We start from the raw sequence: 13,405 nt of genomic DNA, 5'->3' as shown, positions 1-13,405 counted from the left end.
CACGTTCGACCATTTATCAGAATGGTCGTTCAAACTTACATCGCTGTAATTCGGGTGGTTTCGCTGATCACTTGACGAGAAGCTTGGACAGTTCCTCGAGCATCTGGCGCGCGTAGCCCCGCCAGAACCAGCCGAAGGCCGGCAGCACTGGTTCGACGAGGGGCGAGCGCGGAAACATGTTGTAGCGCCACGTGATTCGAGTACCCGTTCCCGCTGGAGCAAACAGGAATTCGCCGTCGATCCCGGTGAGCAGGGCGCCCAGCGGGCCGCGCAGATCGCTGATGCGATACCGCCACGCGTGTGGCTCGTCAACCTCGACGACGGTCTCGCGGAGGGCTCCGAAGCCCCCGCCCAATTCCAGCACCCGGGTTTGCCCGACGGCTCCGCTCCAGTGGCCAGCATCACGTCCGCTGACGGCGACGATCGGCGGGAGGGGGCCGTATCGGCGCCGGAACACGGTCGGGATATCCATCTCGATGATGCCCCGGAAGGCTTGCTCGGGAGTCACTGGAATCGTGCGGGATTGTTCGACCCGCGCCCCGTTGGACATCGACCGATGCTAGCCTTTCTGGGCACTGCGCCGATGTAGTTCAATGGCAGAACATCAGCTTCCCAAGCTGAATACGCGGGTTCGATTCCCGTCATCGGCTCCAGTTTCACCAGCGAAAACGCTGTTCGATCCGTTCGAAAATCGGTCTCAGTGTCACCGCCTTGCCATCAGCGAAACCCCAGGTGACGGGATACACCGATCTGCTGACAAACCGTGACCAGCGTCGCCCCTCAGCAGGTGGTCGACCGCGCGGGTGCCCGTGGATGGTCGCTCTCGTAACCCCGGACCAATGCGTACCAAAATCCGATTTATCGATCTAACTCGGACTAACACTATAGTTAGTCCGAGTTAGGAGACATCCATGCAACCCAGAGATGCGTGGCCTCGCCACAGGGCAGAGCAACGCCCGTGGGCACAGACCCAAAGGGGGGGCACCCGCGAGGACAGGACACTTCGTTCGGTCACAGTGTCGCTTCCTCCCTACATCGCCAAAATCGATGCCAACGTCGACGCGGATATCGCTGTCGAACTCGAAGCCGCCATGAGCGAGATTTCTAGACTCGACAGCACGCACGGAACCCACCTCGCAGCGCTCAGCACTCTCCTACTTCGAACAGAATCGGTGGCCTCTTCGAAAATTGAGCGCGTTGAAGCGAGCTTGGACGACTACGCGCGCGCGTTGCACGGCGGAAGAGGCAATTCGAGCGCGGTCTCGATGGCGGCGGCAACCACCGCCCTAAACGAAATGATCGCGAGCGTCGATCGAGATGCCCCCGTGCAGATGTCCGTGATCCTGCGCGCACATGAGGCGCTGATGCGAGAAGATCCGACAGAAGGGCAGCATGCTGGTCGAATAAGGAGTGTCCAGACCTGGATCGGCGGAAGCGACTACTCGCCGCGAGATGCGTTGTACGTTCCGCCACCGCCAGACACGGTGCACGCGTACATGGACGACCTGATGGAGTTCGCGAACCGAACCGACGTTCCCGTTCTGATTCAGGCCGCCATCGCGCATGCACAGTTCGAATCAATCCACCCCTTCACCGACGGCAACGGCCGCATCGGCCGGGCACTCATCAACGCCATCTTTAGGCGGAGGGGAGCAACAACGCGCCTCGTTGTCCCTCTGGCATCGGCGCTTGTTGCTCACCGAGCGCGCTACTTCGGCGCGCTCACCACATACCGCGCCGGCGACCTACGCCCACTGATCGTCACATTCGCGAATGCATCAAAGACTGCTGCCGCCGAATCACGAACTACTGCAGCGCGTTTGGCCGAGATACCAATTGAGTGGCGAAACATGACCGGACCGATTAGGCGTAATAGCGCGACCGACAAACTACTCCTGCTTTTACCGTCGACGCCGATCGTTTCATCCGACGACGTCGTATCACTTGTCGATGCACCTCGAAGCAGCGTGTTCGCCGCAATAAAACGACTGCACGACTCCGGCGTTCTACGCCCATTGACTGACCGCAAACGGGACCAGGTATGGGGAGCAAGCCTTGTACTCGACGAACTAGACGACTTGGGGCGCAGGATCGAGCGAGCACTTGACTTCAGTCCCGGACAACTTGGCGATCGAACGAACGAAACGCCACGGTCGCCCAGGATGCCTTGGGGCGCCCTTGTGGGTGTTCAGAATCCCGAGCTCGTTGGGAAATCGCAGAACTGCCCATAGCTGCGGATGCCCCCTGGCTTGTGATTGACTTTCTACATCAGACTTGATTATCTCCACTATTGGATGGACTGTCGAGGAGAGGGGCCCCCATGGAGCTGAACATCAGCTGGTTGGCCGTCGTGGTCGCGATTGTCGTCGGGATGGCCATCGCATGGGTCTGGTACAGCGATTGGGGGCTGGTCGGCAGTACTTGGCGGAGGCTGACCGGAGTGACCAAGGAGGACTCCGCGAAAGGCGGCAAGGGGCCTTTCGTGATTCTGGTGGCATCGATCATCGTCACCGCTGTCGCTCTTGCCGCCTCCTGCTCCATCGCGGCCGGGTTCTTCGGCGACAACTCGGTCTGGCTCGCCCTGGCCGTCGGTCTCACCGCATGGCTAGGGTTCTCACTCTCGACCCTGGCGCAGCACAACGGCTTCGAACAGAAGCCTTCTCAGCTCACCGCGATCAACAGCGCATACCAGCTCGTCTTGTTTCTGGGCATGGCTCTCCCCATCGGCCTGATCCAGTAGCAGAAGCCCTCGCTCGTGCCGATGAGCATCGAGTCGTTGTCAGTCGCCTGCGTCGACGGACCACGAGGATGCGCCGCGCGTCAGTACTTCCAGCGCTTGCAGTCCGGCTCGGCTCACGTCGTGCGGCGCCAGCGGGTAGCTGTTGCCCCCCAGAGACAGCGTCGCTAGCCCCACCCAGGCACCGAACAAGAAGTGTGACATCAGCCTTGCATCCAGCGAACGCACGTCGCCGTCATCTATCGCCTCTTGTATCTGCTGCTGGAAGGTGACGCGCGCGGTCTCGAATCGATTGTCGATTCTCACGTCGGTCGGTGATGCGGACTCGTCGGTGCGCAGTGCGCGCGCAGTCAGATACCGGGTCAATGCAGGGTGATCGATCAGCAGTTGGAGGTATGCCCTTCCTGTTGCGATCACGCGATCCACTGCACGTTTGTTGTTGCTGTGTACCGCAGCGATTTCGGTGGTAGCGATCTCTAGTAGATGCTCGGTGGTCGCGGCGACCAGTCCATCCTTGGTGCCAAAGTGCACGTATACCGACGCGGGCGATACGCCTGCGAGCGCGGCGACGTCCTCGATTCGAACCGACTCCGGCGCGGTGTGGGCGAGCAGCTTCTCAGCCGCGGCGACTATCGACGCGCGCGTTTTCGCGCGCCGGCGTTCTCCGCGCGCGGAGGCAAGGCTGGCCGCCTTGTCGGTCGTCATCGCCGCTGATGGTAGTGCACCGGCAGTCCGCAAGCTGGTGCCGTGTAGCTCCGCGTCGACGGGCCTAAGAGGTGAGGTTGGCGGCGTAGACGGCAATGCACAAGTACCTTAATCTAGAGTTGACTCTAGTTTAGAGTAGAACTCTAGATTAGAGTGAGACTCTGGTTGTGCACACCGGCCGGTTGCCGCAAAGGCCCGGGAGAACCCGCAACCGTCACAAGACCGATACCTAGGAGACGACGTGGCCACTTTCGCCCTCAACACCGACTCACATCCGCCCGGCACGGATCTCGCCGAGCGCGTCGCCGCGGTGACCGCGCTGGCTCGTATACCGGGATCCGAGGTGTACCTCGACCCGGCTGACGTCGACTACGAAGCCTGGAATCACGTCGGTGATCCGCTCGCCGAAGATCTGATCGAGCTGATGCGCGCCCGCAAGGTGATGGGCGGAGACCTCTACGCCAACGCCCGCAAGCTGGAGGCCGAGGGCATACCGGAAGCAACCGCCTTTTTCCGAGACGTCGAGACCCTTCCGTCCTGGTTCGACCTGGACTCGCTGCGGGTAGGCGCCAGCATGGGGCGCCGCAACCTTTTCGGAATGAAAATTGGCATGGTTTCCGCGTTGCCGTTTACCTACATCGACCCAGCGACCGCAGAGGTAATGGGCGCGACTGGCCGGCTGGCCAGCGGGGGCGACTACCGTCGCCGGATGGTCGAGACCGCAGCTGGCTTCGTCGGCGCGCTCGATGTCGACGGCATGCTACCAGGCGGCCAGCGATGGATCCTGTGGGTGCGAATTCGGCTGCTGCACACCATGATCCGCCTAGGCATCCACCGCACTCAGCAGTGGACGCGCTACGACCGGGGCGTGCCTGTCAGTCAGCTCGCCACCGCCGCATGTAGCTACATTTTTGGCCAGCATCGGGTGAATGTCATCAAGTTCGCCGGTGGCGTCGTCAGCCAGGCGGAGCGTGACGGGTTCGCACTGATGTGGCGCTGGATCGCCCGCATCGAAGGCGCGAACAACCAATTACTCGGTCGCACGCACGCTGAAGAATTCGCTCTACAGTCGCGGGAACACCAGTACCTCTACGAGCCGAGCGCCAAGGGCGCCGAACTTACCGAGAGCGTGATTGCCGGAGCGACGCGGATGGGGTCCTTCCGCGGCTCACGAACCATCAACCAGGCAGTCACGCGGCAACTCCTCGCGCCCAAGATGGCGGCAACGGTTCCCAACGGCGACTTGCGCAAGTGCCTCGGCGTGGCGCCCGTGCCGATGGCCGAGATCCTGGTGCGCATTGTGGCGTTCCTGCTGAAAATCCCCAACCAGCTCACCCGATTGAAGCGGGTGCGCGACCACTTCGACGAGAACGGCCAGAAGACCCTGGACGACGCCATCGAGCGGGGCCTGCGAGGCATCAAAGCCGAGTATCGCGGTACCCCGGTCGGCGGTCAGCCCACCGATCAGTAATCACGCCCTACCACCCCCAACGGAAGACTCATGACCAGCACATACGACGTCACATTCGCCACCGAGGCGGAACTGGACACCGCCATTGACGAACTCACACGCGGCGCGCAGCGGTGGGCGGTGACGGGACTAACGGAACGCATCACACTGCTCAAACGCACGCAGCGCAGCATCGCCGACGCCGCAGACGCTTGGGCTGCCGCAGCAATCGTCGCCAAGGGCATTCCGCCTGGCCCGCTGGAGGGCGAGGAATGGATGTCTGGTCCGTACGCGACCCTCTGCGCCTTCGGGGCGGTCATCGACAGTCTGAAGAAGATCGCCGCAGGCAAGTCGCCGGCGTGCGGACTCAAGTCCCGCACGGTGCCGGGCAACCGGACCGCATTCGCGATGCTCCCGGGCGACTTGTTCGAGTTCAACCTGTTCAACGGGTTCAGCGCCGAAGTTTGGCTGACGCCAGGCGTCTCCGCCGATGAAGCGCGCCGCACGGCCGGTCTGGGCGCTAGGCGTTCCGGCGAGAACGGCGGAGTCGGCCTGGTGCTCGGAGCGGGGAACATCGCAGCGATCGGCCCTCTTGACGTCCTTTACGAACTGATCGCCCACAACCGCGTCAGTGTCCTCAAACTGAACCCGACCTTCGCCGGTCTGATCGCTGCGTACGAGGCCGCTTTCGCGCCATTGATCAACGCCAACCTGGTGCGGATCGTCAACGGCGGCACCGAGGTTGGCCAGTACCTCACCGCTCACCCGGGTGTCTCGCACGTACACATCACCGGAAGCCGCGCGACCCACGACATGATCGTGTGGGGGTCGCGCACGGAAAAGGACGGCGCACCTAAGCTCGGCAAGCCAATCACCAGCGAGCTCGGCGGAGTGTCGCCGATCATCGTCGTGCCCGGCAAGTGGGATGACGCGGATTTGCGCTACCAGGCCGAGCACGTCGCAACGCAGCGGTTCCACAACTGCGGACACAACTGCATCGGCGGCCAGGTACTCGTCGTATCCGCGGACTGGCCGCAGAAAGACGCGTTCCTCGCCGAGATCCGCCGCGTCGTCGAAGCACTTCCCCAACGGACGTTGTGGTATCCGGGCGCCGACAAGAAAGTTGCGGCCGCCGCCTTGGCTTATCCCGACGCCGAGCGCCTAAACGGACGAATCCTGCTGAAGGTCGATCAATCGACGTCGCAGGAAGCGCTGACCACCGAGTACTTTGGCCCGGTGCTGGCCCACACCGAACTACCAGCTATAGGGCTCGAATTCCTGTGTGCCGCAATCGAATTCTGCAACGATAAGCTCGGCGGCAATCTGGGCGCCAGCATCATCGTGGCCCCCGACGACCGCAAAGCCATGGGAACAGCATTCGAAGCAGCCGTCGCCGATCTGCACTACGGCACCATCGGCATCAACGTGTGGAGCGCCATCGGCTTCCTAGTGCCGGCGCTGTCGTGGGGAGCTTATCCGGGCAATACCCTCGGTGATGTCGGGTCCGGAATCGGCATCGTGCACAACTCGCGCCTGCTGACCAACATCGAACGCAGCGTCGTGACCGGACCGTTCCGGCCGTTCCCGCGATCGATCGCAGGTGGCGAGATGGCTCTGTCACCCAAACCGGCCTGGTTCGTGACCGCCAGGTCGGCCAAAGGCGTCGCCGAGCGTCTCACACGCTTCGCGGCCAGCCCCGGGTGGGCCAAGCTTCCCGGCATCTTCAACCAGGCCTTCCGGGCCTGACCCCATGGATGACTTCGTCTTTCGGTGGCGGGCACGTGATGATCAGCGGCCGCCAAAGCCAAACCGCAGCTATCCCCGGTATAGCAGCCCGTCGATGGTCTTGATGCCGAACGGGTGGTGGCCCTGAGTGTCCAGCTGCGCCTGGCTGTTGATGACGTAAAAACCACCGGAGCCCGCCGAGGTGACCGCAATGCATTGATGTTTCATCTCGGACGCCTTGCCTTGCGCGACGGTGTTGAAGGCCTCGACGAAAATGTGGTGGTCCATGGTCTTGACGTGGACCCAGCGGAACAGCCGGCCGTTGAGCTCGATCGTCTTCTTGGGCCAATCACCGAAACTCTCGGCCACGGGCACCTTGTTCTTCTCAGCCGCAGTGATCTGGTCGCGCACGCTCTTCTGGAGTTTGGTCACGTGGATGTGCATCTGGTTCTGGGTGCGCGCCTGCGGATCGCCGGAATTGATACCCAGTGCCCAGTCCGTCCCCGCAAGTTTGCTCTGCGGGTCGTTGACCCAGGCGGCGGCATATGGCCACAGGTTGAGCATCTGGCCCTTCCAGCACTTTTCGCATTCGATGCCGGAGACCCGAATTAGCGGGATGCACAGCCAGTCCCACGCGCCTTTTGCTCCGGTTTTGATCGCGTAACCGTAGGCACGATCCTTGTTGGGGGTTGGGAAGTCGACCAACGCCAGATGCTTGTCACCGGGTTGGGCATCCTTCACGGACTCATACAATTCACCACCGTCGTTGGGGCCGCCGCAATCGGGCGTCGTCGAGCCGGGGTCCCCGACGGCCCGCCACGCTGCGGACCCGACAAACGCCGCGCCGACCCCCAACGCTCCCGAAGTAGTGATGAACTGCCGACGTGTCACGCGACGATCGGCCGAGCCCGTTGTGTCCATGTGGCGCCCTTGTCTAGGTAGGTGGAGTAGCTGAAGCTTGCAAGATGATCGGAGGTCATTTTTTGCAGTGAGTATTCACTCATCAATATATCGGATGTTGAATGGATGTCGTCGCAGAAATCTGTTGTTTGCGACGTTCGCCACCACCGCATCCAAGCGCCGCTAGGTTCGGCTTTGCGGGCGGTCCGTGGCGCGAGAGCCGGTCAGCACCGGCAAGGCCTAGCCCGTCATCCCCGGCTGAACAATCGACGACAACCCCGATGACTGCAAGGCAACCCCGATGACCGCAAGGCAACCCCGATGACCGCAAGGAGAACGCCATGACCGCCACCACCGTCCACCTGGGCCATATCTATCACCTCGCCGGTAGCCCGAAGATCACCGAGGCGGATGCGGCGCTGACAGAAATCCCGAACGGGGCGCTGGTCGTCGAGGACGGTCTGGTCACCTACTGCGGCGATAGGCACGCACTTCCCGCGACTGCGCAGCACGCCAAGGTCGTCGATCACCGATCGGGGTTCCTGTTGCCGGGTTTCGTCGATACCCACATCCACTTCCCGCAGGTGTTCGCGTTCGACTCCTACGGAGGCGGTCAATTGCTGGACTGGCTGGACTCCTGCATCTATCCGGCGGAGGCGCTGTTGCGCGACCCGGAGTTCGCGCAGCGTGCCGCCGTGGAGTTCTGCAACCGCCGGATCGCTGCCGGTAGCACCGCGGCGATGGCTTTCGGATCACCGTTTCCGCACGCTCAGGACGCGTTATTCGCCGAGACTCGGCGGCGTGGGCTGCGATTGGTCTCCGGCCGAGCAATCCAAACCGTCAACTTCGGGAGCGCACCACCATTGGTGACGTCCGAGGAGGAGGCCGTCCGGCTCACCATGCAAGAGATCGACAAGTGGCACGCGGCCGACACCGGCGACCCGAAGACCGCACTGCTGCAGGTGGCCATCATCCCGCGGTTCTCCCTGTCTATTACCGTTGATACGTTCAAATCACTTGGGCAGCTTTATGATTCGGTGCGCGACCGCGGTGTGTACTTCCACAGTCACCTCAACGAGAACAACCGACCCGGCACCGGCGAAGTGGACACCACCAAGGCACAATTCCAGGTCGACACCTATCTCGACACCTATGACGGCAAGTTCCTGCCCGGCTCGAAGGCCGGCGGCGAGAGCCTGCTCGGCAAACGCACCATCATGGCGCACGCCGTGCACTGCCAGGACGTTGAGCTCGAGCGGATGGCCGAGACCGGCACCTCGATCGCGCACTGCCCGATCTCGCAGCTGTTCCTGGGCTCCGGCACCATGCCCTGGAAGCGCACCGTCGCCTCCGGGGTGAACATCGCCGCGGGCACCGACGTCGGCGGCGGTGACGAGTTTCTGATTCCGCGGGTGCTTGGTGACGCGTTCAAGGTGCACGTCAGCGAACCGGGTGAGGCCGGCGTGTCGATGCGTCCCGCGGAGATGCTGTTCCTCGGTACCCTCGGCGGCGCCAGAGCACTCGACCAGGAGGAGCGCTTCGGCAACTTCGACCCCGGCAAGGAGGCCGACTTCGTCGTCATCGACCCCGGCGGAACGCCGGCGCTCGCATCCGCGCTGAAATACGGCGTGCGCTCCCAGGACGCTGGTCTTGCCGGCCAACAGACACTGTTTGCCCTGCTGATGGGCATCCGGGAGTCGTCGGTCGCTGAGGTGTACGTTCGGGGCCGCCGCCTGAGCTGACTGCCGTGTCAGCCAGCGAGGCGCCGCGATGTGCATCCCTCGCGCATTTCGCTACCAAAACGTGCGCGTCGGGCGAATGATTACCGCATGAATGATGCACACCACACCGATGTGGATGTAGATGTAGTGGTCGTCGGCGCCGGATTCGCCGGTCTCTACAGCGCCTACCGCCTGCGGCTCACGGGTCATTCGATGCGGATCTTCGAAGCCGGCGACGACATCGGAGGCACGTGGTACTGGAACCGCTACCCTGGCGCCCGCGTCGACATCCCCAGCCTCGACTACATGTTCAGCTTCGACCCGGACTGGTCGCGGGACTGGCAGTGGTCGGAGAAATACGCCACCCAGCCTGAGATCCTGCGTTATCTCAACCATGTCGCCGACAAGCACGACCTGCGGCGCGACATGCAGTTCAACACCCGAGTCACGCAGGCGCACTGGGATGACGACTCCGGCACGTACCGTGTGCGCACCGATCGTGGCGACGACATCGCCTGCCGCTACCTCGTAATGGCGACGGGCTGTCTATCCGTGCCCAAGGAACTCGACATCGAAGGCGTCGAAAAATTCACCGGCGAAGTGTATTTCACCAGCCGATGGCCACACCACCCCGTTGACTTCACCGGTAAGCGCGTCGGGGTGGTCGGCACCGGGTCCTCCGGGATCCAATCGATCCCACTGATCGCAGCGCAGGCAGCCCAGCTGACGGTTTTCCAACGCACACCGTGCTTTTCGATCCCCGCCCACAACGGCCCGATCGCACCCGAGAAGCTCGCGCAGCTGGCCGACCACGCCGCCTACCGGCACGCGGCGAAGTACTCTTTCGGCGGCGTACCGCTGGAACGGACCCTCACACCGTCGTTCGCGGTATCCGCCGAAGATCGGCAGGAGCGTTATGAGCGCGCGTGGCAGCGCGGCGAACTGCTTGAGGTAATCAACCTCTACACCGACGTGATGACCAACCCGGACACCAACGCGGAATTCGCCGAATTCATCCGAGCCAAGATTCGGGGCATCGTGCGCGATCCGCAGATAGCCGAAGCGCTGTGCCCCAACAGTTATCCGGTCGGCGCCAAGCGGCTCTGCCTGGATACCGGCTACCACGACACGTTCAATCTGCCGCACGTGCGGCTAGTCGACCTGCGCAACGATCCCTTGGTCGGGGTCACCGAAGCTGGAATAGACACGGCCACGGATTCTTTCGAATTCGACGCGATTGTTTTCGCCACCGGTTTCGACGCCATCACCGGTGCTGTCGCGGCGATCGATATCCTCGGCCGTGACGGAGTTCCACTGAAGGACAAGTGGTCACAGGGGCCCACCACGTACCTGGGCCTGACCACCCAGGGTTTCCCCAACCTATTCCTCATCGCCGGCCCAAACAGCCCGTCGGTGCTGTCGAACATGGCGGTGTCGATCGAGCAACATGTCGACTTCGTCGCCGATGCCCTGGCGTACCTTTCAGACCATGGCTTTGACCGGATCGAACCCACCCCGCTAGCCGAGGCGGGCTGGATGCAGCATTCGGACGACGCCTCGTCGATAACGCTTTTCCCGCAAGGGAACTCGTGGTATGTCGGCGCCAACGTGCCGGGTAAGCCGCGGACTTTCATGGCCTACGCCGCCGGTGTCGACTTCTACCGGGTGGCCTGCGACGAGGTGGTAGCGCGGGACTATCTGGGCTTCCGGCTGTCCGGCCCCGACGGTGGGCAATGCAACGACGGTGTGGTGCGTCGCCTGCAGCCCGACGTTCAGAGGGTATTAGAGCAGATGGCGTTGATGGGTCTGCCCCCGTTGGAATCGATGCCCGCCGAACAGACACGTGCCGTCATGGACGAGTTGAATCGCGCGCGCCCGCCGGGCCCGGAGGTCGGTGAGATCGTCGACGGCACCCTGTCCGGCGCCGAAGGGATTCTGGCTTACCGCCTCTACCGGCCGGCCAGCCCGGGGCCGCACCCGATGGTCCTCTATTTCCACGGCGGCGGTTGGGTGCTGGGTGACGCGACATCCGACGATCCGCTATGCCGCGATCTGTGCGTGCGCAGCGACGCGCTCGTCGTCTCGGTGGACTACCGGCACGCACCCGAGCACCGATTCCCCGCCGCGCTCGACGACGGTTGGGCGGCCACGCGGTGGGTGGCCGATCACGCCGCGGAACTCGGCGGCATCCCCGGACAGCTAGCCGTGTGCGGATGGAGCGCGGGCGCCGGAATCGCGGCCGTGGTCTGCCAACTTGCCCGGGACGCGGGCGGTCCGACCATCGTCGGGCAGGCGTTGCTCACCCCCGTCACCGACACCGATCAGACCCGCGGCTCGTACGTCGAGAACGCCGAAGGCTACATCCTTACCGCGGGGCTGATGAAGTGGTTCTTCGACTACTACGCCGATCCCGATGTTCGCAACGATCCGCGAATCGCGCCGCTGCGCGCCGCGGACCTGTCGGCGCTGCCGCCGGCGATCGTCGTCGTCGCGGAGTTCGACCCGTTGCGCGATGAGGGCATCGCCTACGCCGAAGCCCTTGCCGCAGCAGGGGTTCAGGCACAGTTGGTTCGGGCCCGTGGACATACCCACCTGTCAGTGACGATGGTCGACGTAGTGATCTCCGGAGCGCAGATCCGCGCCCAGCTGGCCGCCGCGCTACACGGGTTTTTCCCGGCCCAGGTGGCCGAATCCGCTTAGCCCGCGGACGTGGCCGGACAGGCCGCTCGGTGCCGCGACAATGGGGGCGCCGCGACGCGGCGGTCGCGCTGACCTCGTGGCCGAACGGCTGTTTGCCGTCCAACTACGCCCCATCGGTACCGGGTTTGCCGGAACTCGGTCGGGCGGTTGAGCTACAAACCGGCGTCGTGGCGCTACCGCTACCGCGGTCAATACCTGCCTGCCCAGCGGCTCAAAAGGTGCTTCGAACTCTGCTGAAAAGCGCAGCCGTATAACGCAGCACCCTTCGCACGCTCAGTGGTTGGCGAAGTCCGGGCACAGATTGGTCGTCGCGGCACTGACGAACAACGTGCCCTGACTGAAGCCGTACTGCTTCTCAACTTTGCTCATTTCGTCGAGCACGGAGGCGCCGCCGCGCAGGTCACTGCACGCCTGATTGCCTGCGGCGATCGTCTGAGCCGGCGTCTTGCCCGGCAGATGGACGTTGTTGGTCTGCAGCTCGTCGAGAAAGCTGTTGGGGTCGGCCCAAGCTCCTGGAGCCGACAGGATGGCGGCGCCGGTAGCCAGCATGGCCAGACCAGGCGCAGCAATGCGCAGTATCGATTTCATGGACGGTTCCTTTCGCGAGACACCACTAGGCGCATGAGCCGCACCCCGACTGCGTTCAGCTAGAACGATCTTTGCGCAATTTTGCGGATTTGAGTAGGCCAATCTGGCAATCTGGCTAACTGGTGAACGCGCGGTGAGGTCCTAGTGGCCCGTGTTCTGCGTGACCGGTAGCCCGTTGCTGGTCGAAGAACAGACCACCGCGTCGTCGTTGCCGACTGCCTCACCGTGCGCTGTCGGCGACGACGTCAGGCTCCGTCGCAGACCCCGGAGTCGCGGATCGTGTTGCCGTATACGCTGCCCGTCGCGACGGGGGCGTTGATCACTCCGGACACCATCCGCTGCTTCATCTTGTCCCTGATCTGAGTCAGCTGATACCAGAGGTGGTAAAAAGAGTCGCCGTTGTAGAGCGGCGAATACTGGCTCTGATCGGGATAGTTGACGATGTAAAGCGTGTGGGCGCGCGGATCGAGGAATGCCGCCGACTGGTCGAGGTTACCGATCACGACGTCGCCGGCGGACTGCACGCCTGGCGCCGACCACTCGTCGTGTTGGTCGCCGAGGAAGTGCTGGAACCCGACCACCTGATCCATCAGCTGCCCATACTGTGCGTTGAACCACTGGCAGGACTCTTGCTCGGCGGTGATCTGCTCAGGGGTCACCCGGGTCTGCCACAAGTTGTACGGGAACACGGTGTAGTTCGGTTGCCAGTCCGACGGGTGCGGCACGAACACCGGGAGCGCCTGATACTCGGCGTTGGCCGCAGTGGCCAGGCAGACCGCCGCGGCCAGCATTCCCCCCAGCGTGACGCCCACCCAGTGTCTGCCCCTTGGTCTCAGCGTTGAGAACATCGTCCGATTATTCAACGCGACCGTGCCCAAG

Annotated in this window: 11 protein-coding genes and 1 tRNA gene; 7 read left to right on the top strand and 5 right to left on the bottom strand. The window is 63.2% G+C overall.

The window, feature by feature from the left end; all coding sequences use genetic code 11:
* Positions 1 to 67: 67 nt before the first annotated feature.
* Complete coding sequence (locus tag H0P51_RS03240; RefSeq protein WP_180916616.1) at positions 68 to 550, bottom strand: SRPBCC family protein; 483 nt, start codon at positions 548 to 550, stop codon at positions 68 to 70.
* Between the two features lie 29 nt (positions 551 to 579).
* Here H0P51_RS03240 and H0P51_RS03235 point away from each other — a divergent pair.
* The 3 genes from H0P51_RS03235 (at position 580) to H0P51_RS03225 (ending at position 2,740) form a co-directional block, all read left to right on the top strand.
* Positions 580 to 653, top strand: a tRNA-Gly gene (locus H0P51_RS03235).
* A 363-nt stretch (positions 654 to 1,016) separates the two neighbouring features.
* Entirely contained in the window at positions 1,017 to 2,231 is a 1,215-nt protein-coding gene (locus H0P51_RS03230) for a Fic family protein (RefSeq protein ID WP_246398367.1), read from the top strand.
* 89 nt (positions 2,232 to 2,320) lie between these two features.
* Positions 2,321 to 2,740, top strand: a complete 420-nt coding sequence (locus H0P51_RS03225; protein ID WP_180916615.1) for a DUF1761 domain-containing protein — start codon at positions 2,321 to 2,323, stop codon at positions 2,738 to 2,740.
* Positions 2,741 to 2,779: 39 nt separating this feature from the next.
* Here H0P51_RS03225 and H0P51_RS03220 read toward each other — a convergent pair whose 3' ends face one another.
* Positions 2,780 to 3,442, bottom strand: coding sequence for a TetR/AcrR family transcriptional regulator (locus tag H0P51_RS03220; RefSeq protein ID WP_180916614.1), 663 nt, complete (start codon positions 3,440 to 3,442; stop codon positions 2,780 to 2,782).
* Between the two features lie 241 nt (positions 3,443 to 3,683).
* On the opposite strand from H0P51_RS03220, the gene H0P51_RS03215 reads away from it, so the two are divergent.
* Positions 3,684 to 4,913, top strand: a complete 1,230-nt coding sequence (locus H0P51_RS03215) for an oxygenase MpaB family protein (protein WP_180916613.1) — start codon at positions 3,684 to 3,686, stop codon at positions 4,911 to 4,913.
* A gap of 30 nt (positions 4,914 to 4,943) precedes the next feature.
* Positions 4,944 to 6,638: an aldehyde dehydrogenase family protein gene (locus H0P51_RS03210; RefSeq protein ID WP_180916612.1), complete on the top strand. Its 1,695-nt coding sequence runs from the start codon at positions 4,944 to 4,946 to the stop codon at positions 6,636 to 6,638.
* A 69-nt stretch (positions 6,639 to 6,707) separates the two neighbouring features.
* Here the strand turns inward: H0P51_RS03210 and H0P51_RS03205 are convergent, their stop codons facing one another.
* A complete protein-coding gene (locus tag H0P51_RS03205; RefSeq protein ID WP_180916611.1) occupies positions 6,708 to 7,538 on the bottom strand; it encodes a CDP-diacylglycerol diphosphatase in 831 nt (276 codons plus the stop codon).
* Positions 7,539 to 7,858: 320 nt separating this feature from the next.
* Between H0P51_RS03205 and H0P51_RS03200 the strand changes: the two genes are divergently transcribed.
* Both H0P51_RS03200 and H0P51_RS03195 read left to right on the top strand, forming a co-directional pair.
* Entirely contained in the window at positions 7,859 to 9,259 is a 1,401-nt protein-coding gene (locus H0P51_RS03200; protein ID WP_180916610.1) for an amidohydrolase family protein, read from the top strand.
* An 87-nt stretch (positions 9,260 to 9,346) separates the two neighbouring features.
* Positions 9,347 to 11,938 carry a flavin-containing monooxygenase gene (locus H0P51_RS03195; protein ID WP_180916609.1) on the top strand — a complete coding sequence of 864 codons (2,592 nt, stop codon included), beginning with the start codon at positions 9,347 to 9,349 and terminating at the stop codon, positions 11,936 to 11,938.
* A 273-nt stretch (positions 11,939 to 12,211) separates the two neighbouring features.
* On the opposite strand, the gene H0P51_RS03190 is transcribed toward H0P51_RS03195, so the two are convergent.
* Together H0P51_RS03190 and H0P51_RS03185 are read right to left on the bottom strand one after the other, a co-directional pair.
* A complete protein-coding gene (locus tag H0P51_RS03190) occupies positions 12,212 to 12,526 on the bottom strand; it encodes a DUF732 domain-containing protein (RefSeq protein WP_180916608.1) in 315 nt (104 codons plus the stop codon).
* A 245-nt stretch (positions 12,527 to 12,771) separates the two neighbouring features.
* Complete coding sequence (locus H0P51_RS03185) at positions 12,772 to 13,374, bottom strand: hypothetical protein (RefSeq protein ID WP_180916607.1); 603 nt, start codon at positions 13,372 to 13,374, stop codon at positions 12,772 to 12,774.
* Positions 13,375 to 13,405 lie beyond the last annotated feature (31 nt).

The organism is Mycobacterium vicinigordonae, assembly GCF_013466425.1.
GTDB lineage: Bacteria > Actinomycetota > Actinomycetes > Mycobacteriales > Mycobacteriaceae > Mycobacterium > Mycobacterium vicinigordonae.
This window is presented reverse-complemented; position numbering and strand designations above follow the sequence as displayed.